Origin of the sequence: Burkholderia sp. AU31652, assembly GCF_002223155.1 — a bacterium.
In the GTDB taxonomy this organism is placed as follows: domain Bacteria; phylum Pseudomonadota; class Gammaproteobacteria; order Burkholderiales; family Burkholderiaceae; genus Burkholderia.
This window is the reverse complement of the sequence record NZ_NKFG01000003.1, coordinates 368,501-395,500: the sequence shown is the minus strand read 5'-3', so window position 1 is coordinate 395,500 and position 27,000 is coordinate 368,501. Positions and strand designations below refer to the sequence as shown.

Genomic DNA, 27,000 nt, shown 5'->3' with positions numbered 1-27,000 from the left:
GACAGGATCATTCGGCTAGACACAGCGCCAACGCATCGCGCCAGTCAGGCATCCGCAGTCCGAACGTCGCGCCCAGCTTGTCCATCGCCAGTCTCGAATTCGCAGGCCGTTTTGCCGGCGTCGGATAGTCGCTCGACGCAATAGGCACGATTTTCGGTGCATGCGATGCCATGGCGACCGCGAAGATGGCTTCGGCGAAACCGCACCACGACGTCGCGCCGGCCGAGGTCAGGTGATAGACGCCGGAGCGGCGCGCCCACCAGTCGGTCCCGGTCGATGCCGTGCCCTGCGCGACGATGTGCGACGTCGCAGCGGCGATCGTCTTCGACCACGTCGGTGCACCGACCTGGTCCGCGACAATCCGCAGTTCGGGGCGCTCGGCACCCAGCTTCAGCATCGTCAGCAGGAAGTTCCTGCCGCGCTGGCCGTACACCCAGCTCGTTCGCAGAATCAGATGCGCACACCCGGTCGCCGCAATCGCCCGTTCGCCGTCACGCTTGGTCGCGCCATAAACGTTGGCGGGATTCGTCGCATCGGTTTCCGTATACGCCTCTGTGTTCGTACCGTCGAACACGTAGTCGGTCGAATAGTGAATGAGCGCGCCGCCGCTGCGCGCCATCTCCTCCGCGAATACACGCGGCAGGTCGGCATTCAGGCGGCGTGCAGCATCGACGTCGGTCTCTGCCTGATCCACCGCGGTATACGCGGCAGGGTTGACGATCAGGGACGGCTTCACGTCCCGCACGAACGTGCGCACGCGCTCGAGATCGGACAGATCGAGTGTCGACCTGTCACACGGCACCACACGCCCGAGCCCCTGCAGCGTCCGCAACAGCTCGAAGCCAACCTGCCCGTTCACGCCCGTCACGAGGATCGTCGGTGAGGCGTTCGTGTCGCCTTTACGCATAGACGTCGGATTCGCTCAAACGCTTGCCGGCCGCGTCCTTCGATGCCAGGACCGGCTCGCCGTCGATCGGCCAAGCGATTCCAATCTCCGGGTCGTTCCAGATGATGCTGCGCTCGTGCTCGGGAAACCAGTAATCGGTGGTCTTGTAAAGGAATTGCGCGGCCGCCGACAACACGACGAAACCGTGCGCGAAACCGGGCGGCACCCAAAGCTGACGATGGTTGTCCGCCGACAGAACCATGCCGACCCACTTCCCGAAATTCGGCGAGCTGCGGCGAATGTCCACCGCCACATCGAATACCTCGCCTTCGATCACGCGCACGAGCTTGCCCTGCGCATGTTCGATCTGGTAATGCAGCCCGCGCAGCACGCCCTTCGTCGATCGCGAATGGTTGTCCTGGACGAATTCGACGTCGGCCCCGACGCCTTGCGCGAACTCGCGCCCGTTGAAGCTTTCGTAGAAATAACCGCGCGTGTCGCCGAAGACCTTCGGCTCGATGAGCTTGACTTCGGGCAGTGCCGTTGTCGTTACGTGGATTGCCATGCGACCTGGTGAGTGAGTAGGTTCCGGAGATACTGTCCGTAGGCGTTCTTCGCGAGCGGCTGTGCCAGCTTCAGCACCTGCTCCGCGTCGATCCAGTTGCGGCGGTACGCGATCTCCTCGGGACACGCGACCACGAGCCCTTGACGCTTCTGCAGCGTCGCGATGAACGTCGCCGCCTCGATCAGCGAATCGTGCGTGCCTGTATCGAGCCACGCATAGCCGCGCCCCATGATCTCGACATTCAATGCACCGTCCGCGAGATACCGTGAATTGACGTCGGTGATTTCCAGTTCGCCGCGCGCCGACGGCTTGATGTCTGCCGCGATGTCGCACACGCGGTTGTCATAGAAGTACAGCCCGGTAACCGCATACTGCGAACGCGGCTGCGCGGGCTTCTCCTCGATCGACAGCGCGCGGAAGTTCCGATCGAACTCCACCACGCCGTAACGCTCGGGGTCGTGCACGTGATAGGCGAACACGGTCGCGCCTGCATCGCGCTCGTTCGCGCGCTCGAGCTGCTTCGCGAGATCGTGCCCATAGAAAATGTTGTCGCCGAGAATGAGCGCCGAAGGATCGTTGCCGACAAAGGTCCGGCCGATGACGAACGCCTGCGCAAGTCCGTCCGGCGACGGCTGCGTCGCATACGCGATATTCATCCCCCACTGGCTGCCATCACCGAGCATCGACTCGAAGCGCGGCGTGTCCTGCGGTGTCGAGATGATCAGCACGTCCCGAATGCCCGCGATCATCAGCGTCGACAGCGGGTAGTAGATCATCGGCTTGTCGTACACCGGCAGCAACTGCTTCGATACCGCGTGTGTAATCGGATACAGCCGTGTGCCTGAACCGCCGGCGAGAATGATGCCCTTGCGTGCCATCGCCACTCCTGTCAAACGCGCTCTGCGTAGTTGGTCTCGACCCACTTGCGGTATTCGCCCGAAGCCACCTCGTCAGACCACGCCTGGTTTTCGAGATACCAGGCGACGGTCTTCGCGAGGCCGGTCGCGAACGTCTCGGCCGGCTTCCAGCCCAGCTCACGCTCCAGCTTGCGCGCGTCGATCGCATAACGGCGATCGTGCCCCGGGCGATCCTTCACGTACGTGATCTGGTCGCGATACGAGCCTTGCGCCATGGGTCGCGCGTTGTCGAGCAGATCACACAGCGTATGCACGACGTCGAGGTTCGTCATTTCGTTCCAGCCGCCGACGTTGTAGGTCTCGCCGGGTGTGCCGCGCGCGAGCACTTCGCGAATCGCGCTGCAGTGATCGCCGACGTACAACCAGTCGCGCACGTTCTGGCCATCGCCGTAGACGGGCAACGGCTTCCCGGCGAGTGCATTCGCGATCATCAGCGGAATGAGCTTTTCGGGGAACTGATACGGACCATAGTTGTTCGAGCAATTCGTCGTGAGCGTCGGCAGGCCGTACGTATGATGATAGGCACGCACCAGGTGATCGGAGCCCGCTTTCGTCGCCGAGTACGGGCTGTTGGGCGCATAGGGTGTCGTTTCGGAGAACTGCGGGTCGGTGGCGGACAGCGAACCGAACACTTCGTCGGTCGACACGTGCAGGAAACGGAAGGCCGCTCGTTCCGCATCGGGCAACGCGCTCCAGTAATGACGCGCGGCCTCGAGCAGCGTAAACGTACCGACCACGTTGGTCTGAACGAACTCGGCCGGACCATGAATGGAGCGATCGACATGGCTTTCCGCCGCGAAATGCAGAATCGCGCGCGGCCGATGCGCGGCAAGCAGCGCGTCGAGCGCCGCACGGTCGCAGATGTCGACGCGGGCAAATACGTGCTTCGAGCTTCCGTTCAGCGATTGAAGCGTACGAAGGTTGCCTGCGTAGGTCAGTTTATCGACATTGAGTACGGCCTCGTCGGATTGACGCAGCCAGTCGATTACGAAATTGGCACCGATAAAACCCGCGCCGCCCGTCACCAGGATCATGAGGCCCCCTCTAGTCATACATGGCGGGCCTCAAGCCCGAGCCGCCACGAATTCTGAACGCGGCAACGTCACCGTGCGCGCCCCTAAGGCGGGCATTCTAACTGCTGACCGTAACCGTCAAAGTCATGAAATGCTAATTTTGTTGCGAAGCGGTCGATTATAAGAAGCGACACGGCCCAAAGGCCACGTCGCTAACAACTTGATACAGTGTGCCAGACCCGCAAAATCTTAAGATTTTCGATTCAAATCAATACGTTAAAATCCCACAAACACGCCCGGGCCACATTCCGGCAACCATCCCTTTTTCCGTCTCGCGCCAAGATTTGTAACAACTTGCCTCTCATGACCCACCCCCCCATCGCCATCGGCGACATCCAAGGCTGTCATTCCGCTTTCCAGTCTTTGCTCGAAAAGCTTTCAGCCCCCGCCGACACGCCGCTGTGGATCGCCGGCGACGTCGTCAACCGCGGACCGAACTCCCTCGCCTCGCTGCGCGCACTCGTCGATCTCGGCCCGCGCGCGACCGTCGTGCTCGGCAATCACGACCTGCACCTGCTCGCGGTCTCCGCCGGCCTGCGCACCGAGCGCCCGGGCGACACCATCGGCGAGATCCTCGACGCGCCCGACGCCGACGCGCTGCTCGACTGGGTCCGCCACCGCCCGTTCGTGCATGCGGAGAACGGGATGCTGCTCGTGCATGCGGGCGTGCTGCCACAGTGGGATGCCACGCTCGTGCTCGAGCTCGCCGACGAACTCCAGCGCGCGCTGCGCGCGCCCGACTGGCGCGACACGCTGCAGAAGCTGTACGGCAACGAGCCGAACCAGTGGAGTCCGAACCTGAAAAAACGCGACCGGATGCGCGTCGCGTTCAACGCGTTCACGCGCGTGCGCTTCTGCACGCCCGACGGTGCGATGGAATTCAAGGCGAACGGCGGCCCCGACAGCGCGCCGCCCGGCTACCTGCCGTGGTTCGACGTACCGGGGCGCCGCACGGAAGACGTGACGGTCGTGTTCGGCCACTGGGCCGCGCTCGGCCTGATGGTGCGCGAGAACGTCGTCGCGCTCGATTCGGGGTGCGTGTGGGGTAACCAGCTGTCGGCCGTCCGGCTGACGGCCGATCCGGCGCAGCGCACGGTCACGCAGGTGCAGTGCGAAGCGTGCCGCGCGTCGGGCGGCGAGTGATTACGGACTGATTCGCGGGACCGGGAAGCGCGTCAACCCTCGCGCCCCGGCACCGGTGCGTCGGCCGCCTCATGCCCTGCCGCGCCGGCGCCAACCTCGGTCGCAGGATAGGCATGTTTGGCCAGCTCCGCGAGCGACTCGGCCGTCGGTTTGCCGACGTTCGCCTGCAGCTTCACGAGCGCAGCCCCGATCGCATCGCGCGCCGCCGCGGACGTCGCCCGCCGGTCGCCCCCCGGCGCGATCGGTTCACACACGTAAAGGTGCGCGACGAGCGGGCCGCCGCGCAGCACCATGTCGAGCGACGTGCCAAGCGCCAGTTCGCCCGTGTAGGCCGGTGCGACAGACTGCCGCCCGTGCACGTCCTCGTACATCAGGCAGATCGGCTGCACCGCGCAGCCGGCCGATACCGCGGCCTGGAACAGGTTCGCGTGGAACGGCAGCAACTCCTGCCCGTCGGTCGTCGTCCCTTCCGGAAACACGCACATCAGCCCGCCGTTGCGCAGGCGCTCGGCCATCTCGTGCATGACGCGCATCGCCTCGGTGCGCTTCTCGCGCTGCAGGAACACGGTGTCGAGCTTCTCGGCGAGCCAGCCGACCACCGGCCACTGCCGCACCTCGGCCTTCGACACGAACGGCGTCGGCCGCCACGCGTTGACCGTGTAGATATCGAGCCACGACACGTGATTGCCGACCACGAGCGCGCTCGCGTCGAGCCGCGCGCTGTCGTTATGGACGACGAGGCGCATCCCGCAGATCCGCAGCAGCTTGAGCGACCAGCGGCGTATCAGCTCGGCGCGGCGCGCGGGCGTGACGTGCGAAAAACGCAGCGCGACGATCGCCATGCCGCGCAACAGGTGAAAGACGAGACGCAGCTTGCGAATGGCAATCATGGCGATAGTCCGGCGTGGTTCAGTGGCGCTCGAACGCGACCTGCCCGGCCACGAGCGTCGCGCGCACGGTGGCCGGCAGTTCGTAGCCGAGGAACGGCGAGTTGTGGCCCTGGCTCTTCAGCGCACGCGGCTCGACGCGCCAGTGCGCGCGCGGGTCGAACACGCACAGGTCGGCCGCGCCGCCTTCGGTGAGGCGGCCGGCCGGCAGCTTCAGCACGTCGGCCGGTGCGGACGTGATGCGGCGCAGCGCCTGCGCGAGCGGCGTACGCGTCTCGTCGGCCCACTTCAGCGTCAGCGACAGCAGCAGCTCGAGCCCGGTCGCGCCCGGCGTCGCTTCGCCGAACGGCAGCAGCTTCTCGTCGTCGTCGACCGGCGTATGGTCGGAGCAGATCGCATCGATCGTGCCGTCGGCGAGCGCCACGCGAATCGCTTCGCGATCGCGCTCGCTGCGCAGCGGTGGATCGAGCCGGAACTGCGAATCGAAGTAGCCGATGTCGACGTCGATCAGGTGCAGGTGATTCACGCCGACGTCGCAGGTCACGGGCAGCCCCTCGGCCTTCGCCTCGCGCACGAGCGCGAGGCCGGCCGCCGACGACAGCCGCGCGAGGTGCACGCGTGCGCCCGTCACGCGCATCAGTTCGAAGATCGTGTGCAGCGCGATCGTCTCGGCCGCGACCGGCACGCCGGACAGCCCGAGCCGCGACGCCAGCGCACCGCTCGCGGCGACACCACCGCGGCCGATGAAGGCGTCTTGCGGGCGCAGCCACGTGGTGTAGCCGTAGGTGCTCGCGTACTGCAGCGCACGCAGCAGCACCTGCGTGTCGCGCACCGGCACGTTGGCGTGCGTGAAGCCGACGCAGCCGGACTCGGTCAGCGCGACCATCTCGGTGATCACCTCACCCTTGAGGCCGACCGTCAGCGCGCCGAGCGGATGCACGTTCGCCTGGTGCAGGTTGCGCGCGCGGAACTTGAGCATCTCGACGAGGCCCGGCTCGTCGAGCACGGGGTCGGTATCCGGCGGGCACACGAGGGTCGTGACGCCCCCCGCGACGGCCGCGGCCATCTCGGACGCGAGCGTCGCCTTGTGCTCGTAGCCGGGCTCGCGCAGCCGCGCGCACAGGTCGACGAGGCCGGGCGCGACGATCAGGCCCGCCGCGTCGATCGTGTTGTCCGCGTTGAAACCGGCCGGCGCCGCCGTGCCGAGCGCGGCGATCTTGCCGTCCGCGACGAATACGTCGGCCTGCTGCTCGGTGCCGGCGACCGGGTCGATCAGCGTGCCGCCTTTGATATGAATCTTCATGCGCTGTCTGTGAATGCGTTGATTGCGTGAATAAGGAGGCGCGAAAGCGGGCTCAGTCGCTATTGCCGGCGACGATGCCCATCACCGCCATCCGCACGGCGATGCCGAACGTGACCTGGTTGAGGATCACCGACTGCGGGCCATCGGCGACCTGCGAATCGATCTCGACGCCGCGGTTCATCGGGCCGGGGTGCATCACGATCGCGTCGGGCGCGGCGAGCGCGAGGCGCTCGGGCGTCAGGCCCCAGGTCTTGAAGTATTCCTGCGCGGACGGCAGCAGCGCGCCGCTCATCCGCTCGTTCTGCAGGCGCAGCATGATGATCACGTCGACGCCCTTCAGCCCTTCGTCGAGGTTGTGGAACACCTTCACGCCCATCTGTTCGAGCCCGCCCGGCAGCAGCGTGCGCGGGCCGATCGCGCGCACTTCCGGCACGCCGAGCGTGGTGAGCGCGTGGATGTCGGAGCGCGCGACGCGCGAATGCAGGATGTCGCCGACGATCGCCACGCGCAGCTTCGTGAAGTCGCGCTTGTAGTGACGGATCGTGTACATGTCGAGCAGGCCCTGCGTCGGGTGCGCATGGCGGCCGTCGCCGGCGTTGATCACGTGCACGTGCGGTGCGCAGTGCTCGGCGATCAGGTACGGTGCACCGCTCGACGCATGGCGCACGACGAACAGGTCGGCATGCATCGCCGACAGGTTGTTGATCGTGTCGAGCAGCGATTCGCCCTTGCTCGTCGACGACGCATTGATGTTCAGGTTCAGCACGTCGGCCGACAGGCGCGTCGCGGCGATCTCGAAGGTCGTGCGCGTGCGCGTCGAGTTCTCGAAGAACAGGTTGAACACGGACTTGCCGCGCAGCAGCGGCACCTTCTTCACTTCACGGTCCGTCACGCTGACGAACTGCTCGGCCGTATCGAGGATGTGGTTGACGATCGAGCGCGGCAGGCCCTCGATCGACAGCAGGTGCTTCAGCTCGCCGTTTTTCGTGAGCTGCGGGTTGCCCTTCAGGAAGCCGTAGCGGAACCGGTCGGGGCTCGCGGCCGCAGCAGGATTGCCGGTGCGGCCAGTGGTGTCGGTGGTCATGGTGTGCGTGATTCCAACTATGCAAACGGGCCGCGGTGCAAACCAGCGGCCCGGGATACGGTTCGCGTGTCGTTCAGGCGCCGTGCGCCTCGACGCGCAGCGTGAACTGCGCATCGTCGCGTGCGAGCACGAGCGTCGCGCCGGCCGGCACGTCGAGCGCGCCGCCCGCGAAGCGCGCGGCGACCGGCAGCTCGCGGCCGCCGCGATCGGCGAGCACCGCGAGCTCGACCGCGGCCGGACGGCCGTAGTCGAACAGCTCGTTGAGCGCCGCGCGCACGGTGCGCCCGGTAAACAGCACGTCGTCGACGAGCACGATGCGCGCGCCGTCGATCTCGAACGGCAGCGACGTCGGGCTGGCCTGGCTGTGCAGCCCCTTCTTCGCGTAATCGTCGCGGTGCAGCGCGACGTTCACGACGCCGAACGCCGGCGCGCCGAGATCGCGCGCGAGGCGCTCGGCAAGCCATGCGCCACCGCTGTGAATGCCGGCGAGCCGCGGGCCGCCCGGTTCGGCGAAAGCCGTGCCGTACGCGGCGCGGATCTGGTCGAGCAGGACGCGGTAAAGCGCCTCGGCGTCAATGGTGCTCATGGTCGGACAATTGATCGAGATACTGTTGAAGGATGACGCGCGCGGCCTCGGCATCGAGCATGTCGGCCCGTGCGCGGCGGCGCACGTTGCGCTCGCGCAGCCCGGCCTCGGCCTCGACCGACGAATAGCGCTCGTCGACCCACGTGACGGGCAGCCCGAAGCGGCCGTTCAGCTGGTTGCCGAAGCGCTTCGCCTGCTGCGTCATGTCGTGCGGCGTGCCGTCCGGATGCATCGGCAGGCCGACGACGAGCGCGTCCGGCCGCCATTCGGCCAGCAGGTCGCCGACCGCCTTGAAGCGGTGTTCGCGGTTCAGGTTCTGGATCACGACGAGCGCACGGGCCGAGCGCGTCAGCGCATTGCCGACCGCGACGCCGATACGTTTTTCGCCGTAGTCGAACGCGAGGAGCGTCGCATCGCGCGCGCTCGCGCCACTCATGCGTGCCCTGCTTCGCCGGACAGCATCGACGAGCTGACGCCGAGCAGGCCGAGTGCGGCTTCGAAGCGCTCTTCGGCCGGCGTGTCGAACACGATGCGCGGATCGGCGGCCACGGTCAGCCAGCCGTTGCGGGAAATTTCTTCCTCGAGCTGCCCTGCGCCCCAGCCCGCATGGCCGAGCGTCAACAGGAAGCGTTTCGGGCCGGTGCCCGTCGCGACCGCCTCGAGCACGTCCTTCGACGTGGTCATCTCCAGCCCGCCCTCGACGGACATCGACGAGTTGTAGCTCGCGCCCTCCACCGGCTCGTGCAGCACGAAACCGCGCTCGGTCTGGACCGGGCCGCCGAAGTACACCGGGATGTGCAGCAGCGGCTCGATGTCGAGCTTCAGGTCGATGCGGTTGAACAGCGATTCGAGGTCGATGTCGGTAGGACGATTGATGACGAGGCCGAGCGCACCGCGCTCGCTGTGATCGCAAAGATAGACCACCGTTCCCGAGAACGTCGGATCGGCCATGTTCGGCATGGCGATCAGGAACTGGTTGGTGAGATTGATGCGATCGGAAGGCTTTGACATGGTTTGAATTTTAGCAAAGACGCCGCGGCCTGACCGGGCCGCGATCAACAAGCAACGCCGCACCGCGCTGGCAACGGCGCGCACGGATCACACGGCACTCTAACACGCGCGCGGGCGCTGTCGGCAGCGTGTTGCGGGCCCGCGCGGCAAGGGCCGCCGACGCGTGTTCGTCCCCTTCTTCATCAGGCCCGGCCGAGCGCCGCGCCGAGCGCGCCGGACGCCGCCGTGAGATCCGGCGGCGCAACGCCGGCCGCAATCTTCAGCAGCGCCGCGCGCAACATGTCGGACGCGTGGCCGTGCGCATCGAGGCCGCCGTCGGCGAGCGGCACGCCGTGTGCCGCACGCCGCCACGCGAGGCCGAGCGTGTCGGCCAGCAGCGCCGCGTGGCCGAGCCCGAGCGCGCATGCGGCCGTACCGACCCGGTAGGCGGCGCCGGACGCATGCCATGCGGCACCCGCGTCGGCTCTCGCCGGATCGGCAGCAAGGTCGACCATTGACGCATCGGCCGTCTGCAGGAAATCCTCATAGGCATGCGCATTGACCGTCACGACGCCGAGTGCGCGAGTCGGCGCGGCGGCAACCGCGTCGTGCTCGGCCCGGGCGGCATCGGCCTCCCACAGCGCTTCGGACGCGGGCGTGCCGGCGACGTGCCAGTCGACCGTCAATCCGTAGTCGTGCAGCACGTCGACGAGCGCGACATCCTCGGCCGCGGCGCCGAATAGCGCGAAATCTCGCCACAGCAGCGCCACCGTCTCCCGCACGAGTTCGGGCGGCGCACTGCGCCGGCCCTGCGCGTGCTCGCCGAGCAGCAGGTTCGTGCGCGCGAGAAAGCGCTTCAGCTCGGGCGCGCCGCTGGCGCGCAGTGCGCGCACGCACGCGGCCGCGAGCCGCCAGAAATCGTAGGGATCGTCGCCGGCGAGCGCGGCCAGCATCGCGTCGAGTTCGTCGAGTGCCGCATCGGGCGCGCCGTGTTCCGCACGCAGCACACCGAGCAGCGCCTGCTCGTAGCGGGCACGAATCCGGGTCGCGAACGCGTCGGGCAGCGCGCGCAACGTGGCGGGCGGCACGGCGCGGCCGACGAGCGCGAGCGCGTCGAGCGGCGCCTGCGCGCGCAGGTCGGCGGCGCTTTGCGCACGCAAGGCACGGAAATGTTCGAAGAGAACCGGCGAGCAGGCGAGCTCGCGCAGGTTGTGGCGTGCGACGGCCGCGCGGAAATCGCGCAGCGCGGCACGCCAGCCGGCCGAGGTCGGCTCGGCGGCGACGAGCGGCACGGCGGCCGACAGCTGCCCCGCGAAACGCGCGGCCGGCAGCCAGCCGGCTTCCGCCAGCACGGCCGCCGCTGCGGACAGCGGTGCGGCTGCGTCGTCGCGACGCTCGAAAGCGTCGGCGGCCGCCGCAAGCCATGCGTCGGCCGCGCGCACGGCCCCGCCGCGCGGGTTGGGCAGTGCGTCAGGGTGGGGAACGTTCGCCGGTTCTGGCCTCATGGACACGCGCGCCTGTCATCGTCAAGTCGCTCGCGCGAGCCTCGACGCATGAGCGCCGGGTCGATGCGAGGCCTGAGCGGTGTGTCCGTGGGCCAAGGGTCCGGTCAGATCTGGACCATCTCGAAGTCTTCCTTGCGGGCGCCGCATTCAGGACACGTCCAGTTGATCGGGACGTCTTCCCAGCGTGTGCCCGGGGCAATGCCCTCTTCCGGCAGCCCGGCTTCTTCGTCGTAAATCCAGCCACAAATCAGGCACATCCAGCTCTTGTATTCCATCTTAAGCCGCGTCGGGAAAGTCGGTAAATTCGGGAGCCATGATGGTACCGTGTCGGGGCCGGACTGCCTAGCAATCGCGCTGGAGTAACGCGACTACGTTGCGCTGCGCTAAAAAATCCGTCGTGCGGGCCGGATTCCGCCGCATAATGGCTGAAAAGTGCGGCCTGCCGGGCAACACAGGGCCGAAAACGCCCATTTCGCCTCGCCGTCCGCATGCCCGTCGCTTTCCCGTTTTTCTCTTGCCCCATTTTTACATGTCCAGCAACGCCCCTCCGATCGTCCTCACCTTTGGCCTGTCCGACCCCACCGGCGGCTCTGGCATTCAAGCCGATCTGTTGACCCTGGCGAGCATGGGCTGTCACGGCGTGTCCGTCCTGACGGGCTACACCGTGCGCGACTCGGCCGCCTGCGACGAAGTGACCGGCCTCGATCCCGACGTGGTCGCCGCCCAGGCGCGCATGCTGCTCGAAGACATGCCGGTTGCGGCGTTCAAGATCGGCGCGGCGACGCGCGCGGAGGTCGTGAGCGCGATCGCCGAGGTCGTCGCCGACTACGACGGCGTGCCGCTCGTGCTCGCGCCCGACTTCACGCTCGACGACGAGCACGTGCTCGCAGCCGACGACCTGCGCGAATCGATCGCCGACCTGCTGGCGCCGCAAACCACGCTGCTGGTCGCCGACTACGCGACGCTGATCGCGCTCGCGCAGCCGGACGGCGACGCCGAGGCGCCGAATCTCGACGCGGCCGTCTCGCACCTGCTGTCGCAGGGCTGCGAGTACATCCTGTCGTCCGAGACGGGCTCGCACCGGCTCGTCAACACGCTGTACGGCGAGGAAGGCCAGCTCCGCGAGGACATGTGGGATCGCTCGCCGCACCGGCTGATGGGCATCACCGACACGCTGGGCGCGGCCATCGCGGCGTTACTCGCGAACGGCCAGGAGCCGCCCGAAGCGGTTCGCGAAGCGCAGGAATACCTGTACCAGGCCGTGCGTGACGCGTTCCGGCCCGGCATGGGCGCGTACCTGCCCGACCGGTTCTTCTGGGCGCGCAGCAACGAGGACTCGGACACGCCGCCGGCCGTGAAAGCCGATCCGGTGCCGAGGACGTCGCACCGGCATTGAGGCGGACGCGGCGGGGCACCCCGCCGTCGCACCTGCTGTGCCGGCTTGGGCGCAACCTCTCCAGCCACCCCGCTGACACGCCCAAATCCGCGCGCACATAAAAAAGACCCGCGTCGCTGTGCGCTCCAGATACCATCGACCGACGCCCATATCCATGCGCCCGGCATCGATGCCTCTTCCTTCGGCAGTTCAGCAACGGCTGCGTCCGACGACGGAAAGCAGCAAAAGCGCGCCAAGAATTGCCCGACACTGAGCCAACGGCCGGATCTTCGTGCGTCGGCGCCCCTGCTCCGACACCGGAAGATCCGCCGGCCGCGCCTGCGCGCTCGCATCAACGCCCCTCCAATCCGCGACGCCCTTCGTCATCAGGTGCAGCGCAGCATCCAACGTGTCGCCTGCTTCCTTCCCTCTCTGCCCGGCGCTGCCGACTACGCGACGCCCGCCGCTCGGCCGCAGTTTTTGAAACATTTGATTACGATAGAAAAGACATACCGTATGCACCGCCACATCGACCAACGGGTCGATCCGCCCGTCGGCACTGACAATACCGCGAAGAACCGGCGTGCTTCCGATCCCGTCGGCACGGCGTTTAGCCGCCCACGATCGATCATGGAAAGTAATTTGTCGTAATTTTTTGCCATTTCATTTTGATTTATATTTCATCGACGTTCGCCAAACACGATATCGTTTTTTTCAAGATTTGAAATCCGGCGGCGTGGGGGCGAATTTATCTCTCACAGGCGATGAAATTAATTATTCAAATCCCCTGCTTCAACGAGGCCGCGACGTTGCCGATTGCGCTGGCGGCACTGCCTCGCCGAGTGCCGGGTTTTGATAGGGTCGAATGGTTGATCGTCGACGACGGTAGCACCGACTCGACAGTCGATGTAGCGCGCGCCGCCGGTGTCGACCACATTGTCCGACATCCACGCAACCAGGGCCTCGCGCGCGCGTTCACGACCGGACTCGAAGCCTGCCTGAAACGCGGCGCCGATGTCATCGTCAATACCGACGCCGACAACCAATACAATGCAGCCGATATTCCAGCGCTCATTCGGCCTATTTATGCGGGTGAAGCCGATATCGTCGTCGGGTCACGGCCGATCGACGAAATCGATCATTTCTCGCCGATCAAAAAATCGCTGCAGAAAATCGGTAGCTGGGTAGTTCGTGCAGTCAGCCGCACCGAGATTCCCGATACGACGAGCGGTTTCCGCGCCTACAGCCGCCATGCCGCCCAACGCCTGACAGTATTCAGCGATTACACCTACACCCTGGAGACGATCATCCAGGCAGGCCAGCGCAACATGTCGATCGTCTCGGTGCCCATCCGCGTCAACGGGTTCCTGCGGCCGTCGCGCCTAGTCAAAAGCATCCGCTCGTACGTGATGCAATCGGCCCAGACAATCTTCAGGATCTTCGTCATCTATCGGCCCGCCGCGTTTTTCGGCACGCTCGGCGCGATCCTGTTCGGCACGGGTGTACTGACCGGACTGCGCTTCGTCTACTTCTGGGCGACCGGCAACGGCACCGGGCACGTCCAGTCCCTCATCCTTGCATCGATCCTCGTCGGCGCCGGATTCCAGACGCTGTTGATCGCCATCGTTGCAGACCTCCTGTCCACCAACCGCAAGCTGCTCGAGGACGTACGTTTCGCGGTCAAGCAGATGCAAACGGACCGGGATCCTGCTGTCCCGGCCAAACAGACACAAGCGGACCGCAGCCAGGTCGCCACAGTCGAGAAGGAAACCACGCGCGCCTTCGGGGTCGTTCGATGAAGATGTCGGGCGGCATGGCCGAACAGGGCATCGTCGTTGGCAACAACTACGACAAGTACGGCTCGACGAATCCGATCGTGCGGCGCCTCATGCGAGGATTCGACGACGCGTTGACCGATTTCGTGACGCAGGCAGCGCCGTCGTCGATCCATGAAATCGGCTGTGGCGAGGGCTACTGGGTCCTGCGGTGGCGACAACAGGGCCTTCAGGCCACGGGAAGCGATTTTTCTGCTCGCGTGATCGAGCTGGCACAGGAGAACGCCGTGACGCAGTGCGTCGACCCGGCGCATTTCTCCCGTCAGGACGTCTATCGGGTCGGTGCTCAGGACATACAAGCGGATCTCGTCGTCTGTTGCGAAGTCCTGGAACATCTCGAGCAGCCGGAAGTCGCGCTGCGCAACATCGCGACGCTCGGCGCTCGCCACGTGATTTTCAGCGTTCCGCGCGAACCGGTCTGGAGCGCGATGAATCTCGCGCGAGGCAAATATATCTCCGCACTCGGGAACACGCCCGGCCACATACAGCGCTGGTCGAAACGGGCATTCATCGAATTCGTTTCCACGCGCTTCGACATCTTGTGCGTGCGCACCCCGTTGCCGTGGACGATGTTGCTTTGCCGCCCTCACAGCGCCGCACGGTAGTGAAGTTAGGCAAGCAGCAACGGCGCTGGATACACCTCGCCGGTAGCGCGCTGGGCGCACTCGGCACGATCTTCGTCGGAACGAAGCTTGTCGAGTACAGCCGCCAGCTTTCGCTCGACACTTTCTCGGCCGTTACCTGGGGGGCCGTAGCGACACTCAGTGCCGGTTACGGGGCTTGCGGCCTGCTGCTTGCACTCGCGTGGCGGCAGTTGCTCACCCACCAAGGGGTCACGCCGTCGCGCCTCTGGGCGATCAGGACGTACGGCGTCTCGCAGCTTGCCAAATATACGCCGGGCAACATTTTCCATCTCGCTGGCCGACAAGCGATCTGCGTCGCTGCAGGCCTGCCTGCATGGCCCGTTGCCAAATCGATCGGATGGGAACTCGCGGTCATCGCGTCGACCGCCCTTCCGTTTGCACTGATGGCGGCACCGCTCAAATGGACGGCGATCGGTACGGCAACCGCCATCGCTGCGTTCGCGGGCGTGCTTGCCATTGCCGTGTCGGGCATCCGTGCCCGCTGGTCCCTTTGCGTTGCCCGGGCGGTATCGCTGTATGCAGTGTTTCTGCTCGTGTCCGGGCTGATCTTCAGCGCCCTGCTGGCGATCACGATGCAGCACGCGAAGATCGACACGCACGGTGCCGCATTCTGGTTGCCCGTATGCGGTGCCTACGTCATTGCCTGGCTCGCCGGGCTTGTCACGCCCGGCGCACCCGCGGGCGTGGGCGTTCGCGAAGCCGTCCTGTACTGGCTGATGCATGGTGTCGTCGGACAAGCGGACCTCATCACCGCTATCGTCCTCGGCCGCTTGGTGACGGTAGCCGGCGACTTGATGTTCTTTGTCGGCGCCGCCCTGGCGCCCAGGCCCCCGCACTGACCCGGATATGCGTACCACTCCAACAAGCCAGCGTCCGTTTGGATCAACCGTGCGCGAGTCGCTGCCGTTCGCAGTCGCACTATCGATTGTCGCCGTCATCTACGGGGCCGTGCCATTCATCGCCCTTCCGACACTCGGTCAGGCATTGTGGATTTCGTCGTTCGCCCAATCCTTCGTGAACAGCGGCTGGCCATCGATCTTCGCCCACAATTTCGGCCTCCCCGCCCCCGCGCCGATTGCGTTCGGCCTATCAGGCGCGCTGGTGGAAAGCGCCGTGCTTGCGGCCACGCCGCTGAACCCCGCCGACGCCTACAGCACGACCACGTTGCTGTTCTTGGCGCTCGCGATGTGGGGCTCGAAACGCTATGCATCGGCTCTGGGCGCCCCTGCGCGATATGCGCTGGCGTTGGCCGTGGTGTGGGCGACCATGCCGGTCATTTGGGCGCACTCCGGCTATTCGATGCTGTCGATCGGGATCGCGCTGTTGCCGCTTTATCTGTGGACGACGCACCGGCTTTGCGAAGCGATCGACGCACATCGCACACGGACGATCGCGATATCGGCGCTCGCCCTTGTGGCAGTCGCATGCCTAGCTGTCTTTACCGACGGTTATACGTTCGTCATGTTCGCCTTCGGCGCACTCGTCCAGTATGCGGGCGGCCTCAAGCGCTCGAGTGGCCGCAGGGTACGCCTGCTTGGCGTCGGCATGCCGATTTATGCTGCGGGCTTCGGACTCGCGTTCGTGCTTTACCGTCAATTCGTCGGCACGCAGAGCTTCACCGCAGATCCGCTGTCCGTATTCCGCGGCTTCGGCGTCGACATCACCATGCTCGTACGGCCAACCCAAGGACTGCTGGGGATATGGGATGTACTCCGCGTCAGCACCCCGAGAAGCGATTCGGCCTACTTCGGCGACGCCTCCGTGTGGGTCACGACGTTCATCGCCCCCATCGCCATGGCAGGCTTGGCTGGATTCGCGCTGTCGAACAACAAGACCCATGGCGTTCCGCTGCTGGTGCTTGGCATGCTTGCAACGTACCTCGCGCTCGGGCCGTCATTGAAAGTCCATTCCGTGCGGCCCGATGCCGACCGGGCTGCAGGCAACTTCCAGGCCACGATGCCGCCCGAGTATGCAGTCGCGCCCACCGGAACGGCCTATCTGTCCACGCACGTACCGGGCTTCAGGAACATGCGCGCGTCGTATCGATGGTCCGCCCTGACCGTTCTGGCATTCTGGGCATTGTTCGTCTTGCTGATCGCGGAGTTGTCGCGTCGCGACAGAAACAAGGCCGCGTGGTGGCTGTTGGGCCTGGTGATGGCGTCCAACCTCCCGAATCCGGAATCAGGGCTCGCGTATTCCGAAGTCCGCCATTACGAACATCAGGTGCTGCTGCATGCGCCGCTGCGCTTCCGCGATCAGTTCGCGCAGCTCGACCAGTCGATCGTCGCCGACTTCCGGCAGGATGCCCCGAAGGATGGCATCACCGCGTTTTTCCCCCAGGGCAACGACTTTCTCGCCGCCTATCTGGCCGCTGCATCCAATACACGCACCTACAACATCGGCGGCGACAAGAACGTTGCGCTGGCCCAGGCGCACTGGCCCGCATCCATCTCGACACTGTTCGTGTCCGACACGACGACGCTCGCCGGCAACATCGAACGCACCCTCGCGGATCGCAGCGCCCGCGCCGTGGTCATCAGCTACGTCGACCTGCTATGGAATGCACATCAATGGCCACCGTCATCGGCAGAGCTGGCCCAAGCTCGCGCACGCTACGCCCCGGCAGTGAATACGCTCTCCGCCAATCCCCGTTTCGTCGTGAAGGAGCGACCCTACTACGCGTTGGTCATCGCGCGCGAATAGCACAGGGGACGGGCTCACATCGAGTATCAGCCGCCCGCTTTCAGCCTGCATCGAAATCCACGCGCCCATAAAAAAAGACCCGCATCGCTGCGGGTCTTTTTCTTTGGCTGGAACGCGCATCGCTGCGCGCTCCGGACACCATCGACCGAAGTCGATTACATGTCCATGCCCATGCCGCCCATGCCGCCCGGCATGCCGCCCGGCATCGGTGCGTCTTCCTTCGGCAGTTCAGCAACAGCTGCGTCCGTCGTCAGCAGCAGGCCTGCAACCGACGCTGCGTTCTGCAGTGCGGTACGCGTGACCTTGGTCGGGTCGACAACACCGGCTTCGACCATGTCGACGTACTCGCCCGTCGCTGCGTTGTAGCCGTAGTTGCCCTGGCCTGCAGCAACTGCCGCCACCACGACGCTGGCTTCTTCGCCGCCGTTCGTGACGATCTGGCGCAGCGGCTCTTCCATTGCGCGCAGCACGATCTTGATGCCGGCGTTTTGATCGGCGTTAGCGCCGGTCAGGCCTGCGATCGCGGTGCGAGCGCGGATCAGCGCAACGCCGCCACCTGCCACGATGCCTTCTTCCACAGCTGCGCGCGTTGCGTGCAGTGCGTCTTCGACACGTGCCTTCTTTTCCTTCATTTCGACTTCGGTCGCGGCACCAACCTTGATCACTGCAACACCGCCAGCCAGCTTGGCCACGCGCTCTTGCAGCTTTTCACGGTCGTAGTCCGACGTCGCTTCTTCGATTTGCGCGCGCACTTGCTTCACGCGTGCTTCGATGTTCACGGCTTCGCCTGCGCCGTCGATGATCGTCGTGTTTTCCTTGCCCACTTCGATGCGCTTCGCCTGGCCCAGTTCTGCCAGCGTTGCCTTCTCGAGCGTCAGGCCGGTTTCTTCCGCGATCACCTGGCCGCCGGTCAGGATCGCGATGTCTTCCAGCATCGCCTTGCGACGGTCGCCGAAGCCCGGCGCCTTGACCGCAACGGTCTTCAGGATGCCGCGGATGTTGTTGACGACCAGCGTTGCGAGCGCTTCGCCTTCGATGTCTTCAGCGATGATCAGCAGCGGACGGCCAGCCTTCGCGACTTGCTCGAGCACCGGCAGCAGATCACGGATGTTCGACACCTTCTTGTCGTGCAGCAGCACGAACGGGTTGTCGAGGACGGCGACTTGCTTTTCCGGGTTGTTGATGAAGTACGGCGACAGGTAGCCGCGGTCGAATTGCATGCCTTCGACGACGTCGAGTTCGTCAGCCAGCGACTTGCCGTCTTCGACGGTGATGACGCCTTCCTTGCCGACCTTGTCCATCGCTTCAGCGATGCGATCGCCGATCGACGTGTCGCTGTTCGCCGAGATCGAGCCGACCTGTGCGATTTCCTTGTTGGTCGTGCACGGCTTGCTGATCTTCTTCAGCTCTTCGACAGCCGCTGCGACTGCCTTGTCGATGCCGCGCTTCAGGTCCATCGGGTTCATGCCCGATGCGACGTACTTCATGCCTTCGCGAACGATCGATTGCGCGAGGACGGTTGCCGTCGTCGTGCCGTCGCCTGCGTTGTCGCTGGTCTTGGAAGCGACTTCCTTGACCATTTGCGCGCCCATGTTCTGGAGCTTGTCCTTCAGCTCGATTTCCTTCGCGACCGACACACCGTCCTTGGTGACCGTCGGGCCGCCGAAGCTGCGCTCGAGCACCACGTTACGGCCCTTCGGACCCAGCGTGACCTTGACTGCGTTGGCGAGAATGTTCACGCCTTCGACCATCTTCGAACGGGCGGAATCGCCGAATACGACGTCTTTAGCTGCCATCTTCTAACTCCTTGAATTCTTGGGAATATGTACCGTCGGTGGACGCTTACTTGGCGTTGACCACGGCCATGATGTCTTCTTCGCGCATGACCAGCAGTTCGCTGCCGTCGACCTTCACGGTCTGGCCTGCGTACTTGCCGAACAGGACGCGATCGCCGACCTTCACGTCGAGCGCGATCGGGGCGCCCTTGTCGTCGCGCTTGCCCGGGCCGACGGCCAGGACTTCGCCCTGGTCCGGCTTTTCAGCAGCGGCGTCGGGGATCACGATGCCCGAGGCGGTCTTGGTTTCCTGATCCAGGCGCTTGACGATCACGCGATCGTGCAAAGGACGAAGGTTCATATTCACTCCTCTCTTGACTGAGATTGAAGAACGCTTAGGGAATCTGCCCGGCTTATCGCCCGGCAGAGAATTGTTAGCACTCTCGTGCAGCGAGTGCTAATTATATGGACGGGTTTTGACAAATTCAAGAAGGGGAACCGGACGAATTTTCGGGGCGGGGACGAGGCGCAAAAAGCACGTGGATCCGACAAAAAACCCTTTGAAAACAAACCCCGACAAGCGCCACCCAGCCTTGCAGGCGGGGCCGCGCGGCCCCGGAATCCCATCCAGCCCCGTTTGGACACCGGGAAAGCACGGAGTTCCTGCGATCGGCGGCATCACTCGATAAATTCCGTAGCGGCGTCGATTCCGTCCGCCGGCACACGCCATCCGGCGCCCGCCGGTTGCCGCCTGCGCCCCGCCCCGAGGATTCATCGATTCGCATCGAAGCATTCATTTTCATTACAGCGATATTTACGGTTTACCTCGGCACTAAACACGTGTCAGGCCCCATCCGTAAGGAGGTGGATTACATTCAGTAATATAGATGCGAATCATTCTCGTTTACATTGACATTCCCATTCGACACTCCTACGATGCGCCGCGTTGCGTTCATCTTCATGCCCTGGCCGATCGGTGCCGAGCGTCCGGACAGCGACCGACAAGCAGGACTCCACACTAATTAGAACCAGGGATTTGATATGAAGTTTGCATCGTTCCAGGGAGACAGCGCCCGTGCCCGGATGCGCCCCGCCGCCTGCGCGGCCATCCTCGCGTGCGCATCGCTCGCGAGCGGCGCGGCGTTCGCCGACGTGCCGGTCGACGCACAACCGGAAGCCCCCGAGGCCGACCTGGCGATCCAGGCGAAGCCGACCAACATGTGGACCGGCATCTGGACGCGCCAGAGCCTGCTCGGCGACATGGGCGGCATCCGCCCGTGGCTCGGCAAGTACGGCGCGACGCTGCAGATCACCGAAACCAGCGAGTACCTCGCGAACCTGCGCGGCGGCCTGAACCGCGGCGGCGCCTACGACGGGCTGACGACCGCCACCCTGACGGTCGACACGCAGAAGGCAATCGGCCTGCCGGGCGGCACGTTCAACGTCAGCGCGCTGCAGATCCACGGCACCAACCTGAGTGCGCGGAACCTCGGCACGCTCAACACCGCGAGCGGCATCGAGGCGCAGGGCACGACGCGCCTGTGGGAGCTGTGGTACCAGCAGTCGTTCCTCGACAAGCGCGTCGACGTGAAGATCGGCCAGCAGAGCCTGGACCAGGAATTCATGGTCAGCACGTATGCGAACACGTTCGTCAACACGATGTTCGGCTGGCCCGCGCTGCCGTCCTACGACCTGCCGAACGGCGGCCCCGCGTATCCGCTCGCGGGCCTCGGCGTGCGCGTACGTGCTCAGATCACGCCGAAACTCACCGCGCTCGCGGGCGTGTTCGACGGCGATCCGCTCGGCAACAACCCGAGCAACCTGAGCGGCACCAACTTCAACCTGCACAACGGCGCGCTCTATATCGGCGAGTTGCAGTACGCGCTGAATCAGCCGTCCGACGGCGAAATGGACACCGGCCGCTCGAACGGGCTGCCGGGTACCTACAAGATCGGCGTCTGGTATCACAACGGCCGCTTCGCGGACCAGAACGTCGGCACCGACGGGCTGTCGCTCGCGGATCCCGCGTCGAACGGTGACGCGCAGCAGCGTCACGGCAACTACAGCTTCTACGCGGTGGCCGACCAGATGATCTGGCGCCCCGACCCGACCGGCCCGCGCAGCCTCGGCGTGTTTGCGCGCGTGATGGGCGCGCCGGGCGACCGCAACCTGGTGAGCTTCTCCGCCAACGCGGGGATCGTGCTGAAGGCGCCGTTCGCAGGCCGCGACAACGACAGCGTCGGCCTCGGCGTCACGTACATCCAGGTCGGCAACCACGTGACCGACCTCGACCAGAGCGCGCGGACGTTCGCGACCGGCCCGTACGGCGTGCGCACGCGCGAGACGACGCTCGAGGCGACCTACCAGTACCAGGTCAACCCGTGGTGGATCGTCCAGGCCGATGCGCAGTACACGTTCAATGCCGGCGCCGGCCAGAACCCGAGCGACGCGACCCAGCCGCTGCGCAACACGTTCGTGCTCGGCGCGCGGACGACGATCACGTTCTGAGCGACGCGCCCACGCCGACCATTTTCGCGCGCCGTCCGGACGGCGCGCTCCCCAGGAGCCCCACATGAATCCATCCGCCCCGCTTCGCCGTCTCGCGACGGGCGCACTGGCCGCCGCCGCGCTGACGGCCGCCGCCGGCGCACTCGCCGAGCCGCAAGGTTTCCTCGAGACCGTGCATCGCCACACCACGCTCGTCAACACGGTGCCGGACAACGGCGACCAGAACCCGTACGCGATCGCGGTCGCGCCGGTGTCGGCCGGCACGATCCAGGCGGGCGACGTGCTCGTCGACAACTTCAACAACGCGGCGAACCTGCAGGGCACCGGCAGCACGATCGTCGACTACCGCCCGTCGACGAAGCAGCTGAGCCTGTTCGCGTCGATTCCGCGCGATCTGAAGGCCTGCCCGGGCGGCGTCGGCCTGTCGACGGCGATGACGATGCTGAAATCCGGCTGGGTGATCGTCGGCAGCACGCCGAGCAACGACGGCACGACCAACACCAAGGGCGCCGGCTGCCTGATCGTGCTCGATCCGCAAGGCAAGATCGCGTCGACGTGGTCGACCCCGAACATCAACGACCCGTGGGGCAACATGGCCGTGGTCGACCGCGGCGACAGCGCGACGCTGTTCGTCAGCATGGCCGGCTTCGGCGTCGGCGGCGCGGACGGCAATCCGCCCGTCTACAAGCAGGCGACGGTACTGCGTCTCGACCTCGACGTGCCGGCCGGCAAGCCGCCCGTGATCAAGCAGGAAACGGTCGTCGCGAGCGGCCTCGGCGCGCAGGCCGACAAGGGCGTGTTCCTGGTCGGCCCGACCGGCCTCGCGCTGTCGGGCGACCAGAAGAAGCTGTACGTGTCGGACGCGATCGGCAACCGCATCGTCGAGATCGACGACCCGCTCACGCGCGACACCAGCGCGGGCGTCGGCCGTCAAGTCACCGCCGACGGCTTCCTGCGCCGCCCGCTCGCACTCGCGACGGCGCCGAACGGCCACCTGCTCGCGACCAACGCGCAGAACGGCCAGGTCGTCGAGATCGATCCGGTCGCCGGCAAGCAGATCTACGCGCGCTGGATCAATACCGACAAGGCGCAATCGCCCCCCGGCAACGGCAACCTGTTCGGCATCGCCATGACGCCTGAAGGCGACGGCTTCTACTACGTCGCGGACGACGTCAACACGCTGCTGCTCGCGAAGTAAGGGAGCCCATCATGGCAGACGATTCCAACCAGCCACCACGCCCCGCGCGGCGCGGCTTCCTGAAGGCGGGCAGCGCCGCGGTGGCCGCCGGCCTCGCGGCGGCGTCGATCCCGGCCGCGAAGGCGACGGATGCGCCCGCCGCCGCACCCGCGCCCGCTGCCGCGCATGACGGCGTCGAGCCGTTCTACGGCAAGCACCAGAGCGGCATCACGACGCCGCAGCAACGCCACGCGTATTTCGCGGCGCTCGACCTGACGACGGCCCAGCGCGCGGACGTCATCACGCTGCTGAAGACCTGGACCGACGCCGCCGCGCGCATGACGCGCGGTGATACCGCACTGCCGCTCGCCGCGACGGGCGCCGACGACGTCGCGCCGGCGGACGGAGGCGACGCGCTCGGCCTCGGCCCCGCGCGCCTGACGATCACGTTCGGCTTCGGCCCCGGCATGTTCGCGCTGGCGGGCAAGGACCGCTACGGCCTCGCGAAGCATCGGCCCGCCGCGCTCGTCGACCTGCCGCGCTTCAACGGCGACCAGTTGCTGCCGGAAAAGACCGGCGGCGACCTGTTCATCCAGGCGTGTGCGGACGACGCGCAGGTCGCGTTCCACGCGGTGCGCCAGCTCGTGCGCCTCGGCGCGAAAGCCGCGCAGATGCGCTGGGGCCAGGCCGGCTTCACGTCGGGCAAGCCCGGCGAGACGCCGCGCAACCTGATGGGCTTCAAGGACGGCACGATGAATCCGCCGATGTCCGACCCCGCCGCGATGGATGAATTCGTATGGGCCGGCAGCGAAGGCCCGGCATGGATGAACGGCGGCACTTACACGGTCGTGCGCCGGATCCGCATCACGCTCGAGCACTGGGACAACACGGAACTCGGCTTCCAGGAGCAGGTGGTCGGCCGTCACAAGTACAGTGGCGCCCCCCTCGGCCAGAAGCACGAGTTCGAGGCACTCGATCTCGACGCGGCCGACAAGGACGGCAACCCGGTGATCCCCGACAACGCGCACGCGCGCCTCGCGTCGCCGCAGTTGAACAACGGCGCGCAGATCCTGCGCCGCGCGTACTCGTACAACGACAGCACGAACTTCTACATCGAGCGCTGGCCGCCGTGGCGCCAGCAGACCGAGTACGACGCGGGGCTGATGTTCGTCGCGCACCAGCGCGACCCGCGCAAGGGCTTCATTCCGATCAACGAGAAGCTCGCGAAGCTGGACATCATGAACCAGTTCACGACGCACGTCGGCAGCGCGATCTTCGCGTGCCCGCCGGGCGCGCAACCGGGTTCGTACATCGGCGCCGCGCTGTTCGACGCATGACGACACGCCGCGCAAGCCAACGCACACCTTCCCGGCTCGGCCGGATGCAACCTGCTGAAAACCACATGAACACTTCACCCGTTAGCCGCCCGCTGCGGCACCTGATTTCCGCGGCGGCCGCCGCGCTGATGCTGACCGGCGCGCTGCACGCCGCGCGTGCACATGCCGCGACGCTCACGCTGTACAACGCGCAGCACGAGCAGGTCGTCAACCAGCTCGTCAAGGACTTCGAAGCGCAGAGCGGCATCACCGTGAAGGTGCGCTCGGGCGAAGGCCCGGCGCTCGCCGCGCAGCTCGTCGCGGAAGGCGACCGCACGCCGGCCGACGTGTACTTCACCGAGAACTCGCCGGAGCTCGTGCTGCTCGATCGCAAGGGCCTGTTCGCGAAGACCGACGCCGCCACGCTGCAGTCGGTGCCCGCGCGCTTCAACCCGGCCGACGGCAACTGGGTCGGCGTGCTCGCGCGCGAGAACGTGCTCGTCTACAACACCGCGAAAATCCAGCCGCAGCAGCTGCCCGCTTCGCTGCTCGATCTCGCGAAGCCGGAATGGAAGGGCAAGGTCGGCGTCGCGCCGAGCGACGCGGACTTCCTGCCGCTCGTGAGCGCGGTGCTCGCGCTGCACGGCGAAGCCGCGACGCTGCAATGGCTGAAGGGCCTGAAGGCCAACGCGCAGATCTTCGACGACGACGAAGGCGTGACGGCGGCCGTCAACCGCGGCGGCGTGCTGACCGGCATCGTCAACAACTACTACTGGGACCGCCTGCACGCCGAGCTCGGCGACAAGTCGACCCGCAGCGCGATCCATCACTTCGGCAAGGGCGACGTCGGCGGGGCCGTCAACGTGTCGGGCGCCGCGGTGCTGAAGGCCTCGAAGCACCAGCCGGAAGCGCAGAAGTTCGTCGCGTATCTCGTCAGCGAGCGCGCGCAGAAACTGATGGCCGGCGGCCATATCAGCTTCGAGTATCCGCTGCATCCGGGCGTCGCGCCCGATCCGATCCTGAAGCCGTTCAACGAACTGAGCCCGCCGGCGCTGTCGTTCGAACAGCTCGGCGACGACAGCCAGGCCGGCAAGCTGCTGCGCCAGGCAGGCCTGCTCTGACCATGAGCGACGCCGTGTCGCGCACGGCGAGCACCGCACGCGACGGCGAGCCCACCGCGACACGGCGCCGCCCGTCACGCGCGCTCGTCGCCGCGGCCGCGTGCGGGCCGCTCGCGATCCTGCTGCCGCTCGGCTTCACGCTGTACCGCGCGGCCACCTTCGGCGTCGACGATGCGATCGCGCTGCTGTGGCGCCCGCTCGTCGGCGAACTGCTGGTCAACACGTTGTCGATCACGCTCGCCGCGACCCTCGCGTGCACGCTGCTCGGCACGGCGCTCGCGTGGTTCATCGAGCGCACCGACCTGCCCGCCCGGCCGCTGTGGACCGCGCTCGCGGCCGCGCCGCTCGCGGTGCCGCCGTTCATCACGAGCTATGCGTGGGTGTCGCTGAGCCTCGACCTGCAGGATTTCCTCGGCGCGCTGATCGTGCTGAGCTCCGCGTACTTCCCGCTCGTCTACCTGCCGGTGGCCGCCGCGCTGCGCGAACTCGACCCCGCGCTGGAGGAAAGCGCACGCACGCTCGGCTGCTCGCCGTGGCATACCTTCTTCCGCGTCGTGCTGCCGCAGCTGCGCCCCGCGCTGTGCGGCGGGATGCTGCTCGTCGCGCTCGGCGTGCTGTCCGAGTTCGGCGCATTCCAGTTGCTGCGCTTTCGCACCTTCACCACCGAGATCTATGCGGAATACCGCACCGCGTTCGACGGCGGCGGCGCATCGCTGCTCGGCTGCGTGCTGATCGCGCTGTGCCTGCTGTGCCTCGCGATCGAGGCACGCGCTCGCGGCCATGCGCGCTACGGTCATACGCACCGTGCCGCGCGCCGCGTCGCGATGCGTTATCCGCTCGGCCGTCTGCGCGGCCCCGTCACCGTCGCGTTCGCCGCGCTCGCGGCGGCGACGCTCGGCGTGCCGCTCGCGATGATCGGCTACTGGCTCACGCAACAGGGCGCGGCCGCCGTCACGCCGGTCGACGTGTCGCCCGAACTGCTGTGGCAGGCCACGCTCGCGTCGTCCGGCTACGGCCTGATGGCGGCAGCCGTCACGACGCTGCTCGCGCTGCCGCTCGCGTTCCTGCTGGTTCGCTATCCGGGCCGCGTCGCGACGCTCCTCGAGCGCACCGCGATGACCGTGCAGGGCGTGCCGGGCATCGTCGTCGCGCTGGCGATCGTGTCGATCACCGTGCGGCTGCTGCAGCCGCTCTACCAGAGCGCACCGGCGCTCGTCGCCGCGTACGCGATCCTGTTCCTGCCGCTCGCGGTCGTCAGCGTGCGCGCCGCGCTGTCGCACGTGCAGGTCCGGCTCGAGGAAATCGCCCGCTCGCTTGGGCTCGGCTGGCGCGCGACGCTCACGCGCGTGGTGCTGCCGCTCGCGGCGCCCGGCCTCGGCGCGGCCTCGACGATGGTGTTCATCTCGGTCGTGACGGAACTCAACGCGACGCTGCTGCTGTCGCCGATCGGCACCCGCACGCTCGCGACGCAGGTGTGGAGCGATACGGCGACGCTTGCGTTCGCCGCCGCGGCGCCCTACGCGGCACTGCTCGTCGCGCTGTCGCTCGGCGCGTCGGGACTGCTGTTCCTGCTGCTCGGCCGCGCGTCGGTGCGCGACTGAGCGCCG

26 protein-coding genes are annotated in these 27,000 nt (G+C 66.4%); 12 read left to right on the top strand and 14 right to left on the bottom strand.

Going from position 1 to position 27,000, the window contains the following annotated elements; genetic code table 11:
- Positions 1 to 7: 7 nt before the first annotated feature.
- From rfbD to rfbB, 4 genes are read right to left on the bottom strand one after another with little or no spacing between them, the layout of a single operon-like run.
- A complete protein-coding gene (gene rfbD / locus CFB40_RS04440) occupies positions 8 to 907 on the bottom strand; it encodes a dTDP-4-dehydrorhamnose reductase (RefSeq protein WP_089430701.1) in 900 nt (299 codons plus the stop codon).
- Positions 900 to 1,451 carry a dTDP-4-dehydrorhamnose 3,5-epimerase gene (gene rfbC / locus CFB40_RS04435; RefSeq protein ID WP_089424664.1) on the bottom strand — a complete coding sequence of 184 codons (552 nt, stop codon included), beginning with the start codon at positions 1,449 to 1,451 and terminating at the stop codon, positions 900 to 902. The genes rfbD and rfbC overlap by 8 nt, the downstream gene beginning before the upstream one ends.
- The gene (gene rfbA, locus CFB40_RS04430; protein ID WP_089424663.1) at positions 1,436 to 2,329 is read right to left on the bottom strand and encodes a glucose-1-phosphate thymidylyltransferase RfbA; all 894 of its coding nucleotides are present in this window, start codon (positions 2,327 to 2,329) and stop codon (positions 1,436 to 1,438) included. Before rfbA ends, rfbC begins: the two co-directional genes overlap by 16 nt.
- Before the next feature lie 11 nt (positions 2,330 to 2,340).
- Positions 2,341 to 3,402, bottom strand: a complete 1,062-nt coding sequence (gene rfbB / locus CFB40_RS04425; RefSeq protein WP_089424662.1) for a dTDP-glucose 4,6-dehydratase — start codon at positions 3,400 to 3,402, stop codon at positions 2,341 to 2,343.
- Positions 3,403 to 3,744: 342 nt separating this feature from the next.
- Here rfbB and CFB40_RS04420 point away from each other — a divergent pair, with 342 nt between their 5' ends.
- On the top strand, positions 3,745 to 4,584 hold the full coding sequence (locus tag CFB40_RS04420) for a symmetrical bis(5'-nucleosyl)-tetraphosphatase (protein ID WP_089424661.1): 840 nt from the start codon (positions 3,745 to 3,747) through the stop codon (positions 4,582 to 4,584).
- A gap of 32 nt (positions 4,585 to 4,616) precedes the next feature.
- On the opposite strand, the gene CFB40_RS04415 is transcribed toward CFB40_RS04420, so the two are convergent.
- The 8 genes from CFB40_RS04415 to CFB40_RS04380 all read right to left on the bottom strand — a co-directional run bounded on the left by CFB40_RS04415 (position 4,617) and on the right by CFB40_RS04380 (position 11,214).
- Positions 4,617 to 5,474 carry a lysophospholipid acyltransferase family protein gene (locus CFB40_RS04415; RefSeq protein WP_089430700.1) on the bottom strand — a complete coding sequence of 286 codons (858 nt, stop codon included), beginning with the start codon at positions 5,472 to 5,474 and terminating at the stop codon, positions 4,617 to 4,619.
- A gap of 19 nt (positions 5,475 to 5,493) precedes the next feature.
- Positions 5,494 to 6,774, bottom strand: a complete 1,281-nt coding sequence (locus CFB40_RS04410; RefSeq protein WP_089424659.1) for a dihydroorotase — start codon at positions 6,772 to 6,774, stop codon at positions 5,494 to 5,496.
- Positions 6,775 to 6,826: 52 nt separating this feature from the next.
- Positions 6,827 to 7,858 carry an aspartate carbamoyltransferase catalytic subunit gene (locus tag CFB40_RS04405; RefSeq protein WP_006476735.1) on the bottom strand — a complete coding sequence of 344 codons (1,032 nt, stop codon included), beginning with the start codon at positions 7,856 to 7,858 and terminating at the stop codon, positions 6,827 to 6,829.
- A gap of 73 nt (positions 7,859 to 7,931) precedes the next feature.
- A complete protein-coding gene (pyrR, locus tag CFB40_RS04400; RefSeq protein ID WP_039361132.1) occupies positions 7,932 to 8,444 on the bottom strand; it encodes a bifunctional pyr operon transcriptional regulator/uracil phosphoribosyltransferase PyrR in 513 nt (170 codons plus the stop codon).
- Positions 8,431 to 8,880: a Holliday junction resolvase RuvX gene (gene ruvX, locus CFB40_RS04395; protein WP_089430699.1), complete on the bottom strand. Its 450-nt coding sequence runs from the start codon at positions 8,878 to 8,880 to the stop codon at positions 8,431 to 8,433. The genes pyrR and ruvX overlap by 14 nt, the downstream gene beginning before the upstream one ends.
- Complete coding sequence (locus CFB40_RS04390) at positions 8,877 to 9,455, bottom strand: YqgE/AlgH family protein (protein ID WP_011351143.1); 579 nt, start codon at positions 9,453 to 9,455, stop codon at positions 8,877 to 8,879. Before CFB40_RS04390 ends, ruvX begins: the two co-directional genes overlap by 4 nt.
- 182 nt (positions 9,456 to 9,637) lie before the next feature.
- Positions 9,638 to 10,939 carry a hypothetical protein gene (locus CFB40_RS04385; protein ID WP_089430698.1) on the bottom strand — a complete coding sequence of 434 codons (1,302 nt, stop codon included), beginning with the start codon at positions 10,937 to 10,939 and terminating at the stop codon, positions 9,638 to 9,640.
- A 104-nt stretch (positions 10,940 to 11,043) separates the two neighbouring features.
- Positions 11,044 to 11,214: a rubredoxin gene (locus tag CFB40_RS04380; protein ID WP_004186709.1), complete on the bottom strand. Its 171-nt coding sequence runs from the start codon at positions 11,212 to 11,214 to the stop codon at positions 11,044 to 11,046.
- Positions 11,215 to 11,468: 254 nt separating this feature from the next.
- On the opposite strand from CFB40_RS04380, the gene CFB40_RS04375 reads away from it, so the two are divergent.
- The 6 genes from CFB40_RS04375 to CFB40_RS04350 all read left to right on the top strand — a co-directional run bounded on the left by CFB40_RS04375 (position 11,469) and on the right by CFB40_RS04350 (position 17,496).
- Entirely contained in the window at positions 11,469 to 12,335 is an 867-nt protein-coding gene (locus CFB40_RS04375) for a hydroxymethylpyrimidine/phosphomethylpyrimidine kinase (RefSeq protein WP_089424656.1), read from the top strand.
- A 45-nt stretch (positions 12,336 to 12,380) separates the two neighbouring features.
- Complete coding sequence (locus CFB40_RS37750) at positions 12,381 to 12,965, top strand: hypothetical protein (RefSeq protein ID WP_143329811.1); 585 nt, start codon at positions 12,381 to 12,383, stop codon at positions 12,963 to 12,965.
- Between the two features lie 113 nt (positions 12,966 to 13,078).
- The gene (locus CFB40_RS04365; protein WP_089424654.1) at positions 13,079 to 14,113 is read left to right on the top strand and encodes a glycosyltransferase family 2 protein; all 1,035 of its coding nucleotides are present in this window, start codon (positions 13,079 to 13,081) and stop codon (positions 14,111 to 14,113) included.
- A complete protein-coding gene (locus tag CFB40_RS04360; protein WP_089424653.1) occupies positions 14,110 to 14,754 on the top strand; it encodes a class I SAM-dependent methyltransferase in 645 nt (214 codons plus the stop codon). The genes CFB40_RS04365 and CFB40_RS04360 overlap by 4 nt, the downstream gene beginning before the upstream one ends.
- A complete protein-coding gene (locus CFB40_RS04355) occupies positions 14,712 to 15,632 on the top strand; it encodes a hypothetical protein (protein WP_174973407.1) in 921 nt (306 codons plus the stop codon). The genes CFB40_RS04360 and CFB40_RS04355 overlap by 43 nt, the downstream gene beginning before the upstream one ends.
- Positions 15,633 to 15,681: 49 nt before the next feature.
- Entirely contained in the window at positions 15,682 to 17,496 is a 1,815-nt protein-coding gene (locus tag CFB40_RS04350) for a hypothetical protein (RefSeq protein ID WP_089430696.1), read from the top strand.
- Positions 17,497 to 17,651: 155 nt separating this feature from the next.
- Here CFB40_RS04350 and groL read toward each other — a convergent pair whose 3' ends face one another.
- Together groL and groES are read right to left on the bottom strand one after the other, a co-directional pair.
- Complete coding sequence (gene groL / locus CFB40_RS04345; RefSeq protein WP_039361154.1) at positions 17,652 to 19,292, bottom strand: chaperonin GroEL; 1,641 nt, start codon at positions 19,290 to 19,292, stop codon at positions 17,652 to 17,654.
- Between the two features lie 46 nt (positions 19,293 to 19,338).
- Positions 19,339 to 19,632 (bottom strand): co-chaperone GroES, encoded by a 294-nt coding sequence (gene groES, locus CFB40_RS04340; protein WP_039361157.1) that lies wholly within the window; start codon positions 19,630 to 19,632, stop codon positions 19,339 to 19,341.
- A 680-nt stretch (positions 19,633 to 20,312) separates the two neighbouring features.
- On the opposite strand from groES, the gene CFB40_RS04335 reads away from it, so the two are divergent.
- The 5 genes from CFB40_RS04335 (at position 20,313) to CFB40_RS04315 (ending at position 26,994) form a co-directional block, all read left to right on the top strand.
- Positions 20,313 to 21,779, top strand: a complete 1,467-nt coding sequence (locus CFB40_RS04335) for a carbohydrate porin (RefSeq protein ID WP_089430695.1) — start codon at positions 20,313 to 20,315, stop codon at positions 21,777 to 21,779.
- Positions 21,780 to 21,843: 64 nt separating this feature from the next.
- The gene (locus CFB40_RS04330) at positions 21,844 to 22,977 is read left to right on the top strand and encodes a hypothetical protein (RefSeq protein ID WP_089430694.1); all 1,134 of its coding nucleotides are present in this window, start codon (positions 21,844 to 21,846) and stop codon (positions 22,975 to 22,977) included.
- Between the two features lie 11 nt (positions 22,978 to 22,988).
- Positions 22,989 to 24,293, top strand: coding sequence for an iron uptake transporter deferrochelatase/peroxidase subunit (gene efeB / locus CFB40_RS04325; RefSeq protein WP_089430693.1), 1,305 nt, complete (start codon positions 22,989 to 22,991; stop codon positions 24,291 to 24,293).
- 65 nt (positions 24,294 to 24,358) lie between these two features.
- A complete protein-coding gene (locus CFB40_RS04320) occupies positions 24,359 to 25,393 on the top strand; it encodes an iron ABC transporter substrate-binding protein (protein ID WP_089430692.1) in 1,035 nt (344 codons plus the stop codon).
- A 2-nt stretch (positions 25,394 to 25,395) separates the two neighbouring features.
- Positions 25,396 to 26,994 (top strand): ABC transporter permease, encoded by a 1,599-nt coding sequence (locus CFB40_RS04315; RefSeq protein WP_089430691.1) that lies wholly within the window; start codon positions 25,396 to 25,398, stop codon positions 26,992 to 26,994.
- Positions 26,995 to 27,000: the final 6 nt, after the last annotated feature.

What these genes read in the sequence shown, in the direction of transcription:
- rfbD (WP_089430701.1), bottom strand. Translation starts at nt 907, where the DNA reads ATGCGTAAAGGCGACACGAACGCCTCACCGACGATCCTCGTGACGGGC.
- rfbC (WP_089424664.1), bottom strand. Translation starts at nt 1,451, where the DNA reads ATGGCAATCCACGTAACGACAACGGCACTGCCCGAAGTCAAGCTCATC.
- rfbA (WP_089424663.1), bottom strand. Translation starts at nt 2,329, where the DNA reads ATGGCACGCAAGGGCATCATTCTCGCCGGCGGTTCAGGCACACGGCTG.
- rfbB (WP_089424662.1), bottom strand. Translation starts at nt 3,402, where the DNA reads ATGATCCTGGTGACGGGCGGCGCGGGTTTTATCGGTGCCAATTTCGTA.
- CFB40_RS04420 (WP_089424661.1), top strand. Translation starts at nt 3,745, where the DNA reads ATGACCCACCCCCCCATCGCCATCGGCGACATCCAAGGCTGTCATTCC.
- CFB40_RS04415 (WP_089430700.1), bottom strand. Translation starts at nt 5,474, where the DNA reads ATGATTGCCATTCGCAAGCTGCGTCTCGTCTTTCACCTGTTGCGCGGC.
- CFB40_RS04410 (WP_089424659.1), bottom strand. Translation starts at nt 6,774, where the DNA reads ATGAAGATTCATATCAAAGGCGGCACGCTGATCGACCCGGTCGCCGGC.
- CFB40_RS04405 (WP_006476735.1), bottom strand. Translation starts at nt 7,858, where the DNA reads ATGACCACCGACACCACTGGCCGCACCGGCAATCCTGCTGCGGCCGCG.
- pyrR (WP_039361132.1), bottom strand. Translation starts at nt 8,444, where the DNA reads ATGAGCACCATTGACGCCGAGGCGCTTTACCGCGTCCTGCTCGACCAG.
- ruvX (WP_089430699.1), bottom strand. Translation starts at nt 8,880, where the DNA reads ATGAGTGGCGCGAGCGCGCGCGATGCGACGCTCCTCGCGTTCGACTAC.
- CFB40_RS04390 (WP_011351143.1), bottom strand. Translation starts at nt 9,455, where the DNA reads ATGTCAAAGCCTTCCGATCGCATCAATCTCACCAACCAGTTCCTGATC.
- CFB40_RS04385 (WP_089430698.1), bottom strand. Translation starts at nt 10,939, where the DNA reads ATGAGGCCAGAACCGGCGAACGTTCCCCACCCTGACGCACTGCCCAAC.
- CFB40_RS04380 (WP_004186709.1), bottom strand. Translation starts at nt 11,214, where the DNA reads ATGGAATACAAGAGCTGGATGTGCCTGATTTGTGGCTGGATTTACGAC.
- CFB40_RS04375 (WP_089424656.1), top strand. Translation starts at nt 11,469, where the DNA reads ATGTCCAGCAACGCCCCTCCGATCGTCCTCACCTTTGGCCTGTCCGAC.
- CFB40_RS04365 (WP_089424654.1), top strand. Translation starts at nt 13,079, where the DNA reads ATGAAATTAATTATTCAAATCCCCTGCTTCAACGAGGCCGCGACGTTG.
- CFB40_RS04360 (WP_089424653.1), top strand. Translation starts at nt 14,110, where the DNA reads ATGAAGATGTCGGGCGGCATGGCCGAACAGGGCATCGTCGTTGGCAAC.
- groL (WP_039361154.1), bottom strand. Translation starts at nt 19,292, where the DNA reads ATGGCAGCTAAAGACGTCGTATTCGGCGATTCCGCCCGTTCGAAGATG.
- groES (WP_039361157.1), bottom strand. Translation starts at nt 19,632, where the DNA reads ATGAACCTTCGTCCTTTGCACGATCGCGTGATCGTCAAGCGCCTGGAT.
- CFB40_RS04335 (WP_089430695.1), top strand. Translation starts at nt 20,313, where the DNA reads ATGAAGTTTGCATCGTTCCAGGGAGACAGCGCCCGTGCCCGGATGCGC.
- CFB40_RS04330 (WP_089430694.1), top strand. Translation starts at nt 21,844, where the DNA reads ATGAATCCATCCGCCCCGCTTCGCCGTCTCGCGACGGGCGCACTGGCC.
- efeB (WP_089430693.1), top strand. Translation starts at nt 22,989, where the DNA reads ATGGCAGACGATTCCAACCAGCCACCACGCCCCGCGCGGCGCGGCTTC.
- CFB40_RS04320 (WP_089430692.1), top strand. Translation starts at nt 24,359, where the DNA reads ATGAACACTTCACCCGTTAGCCGCCCGCTGCGGCACCTGATTTCCGCG.
- CFB40_RS04315 (WP_089430691.1), top strand. Translation starts at nt 25,396, where the DNA reads ATGAGCGACGCCGTGTCGCGCACGGCGAGCACCGCACGCGACGGCGAG.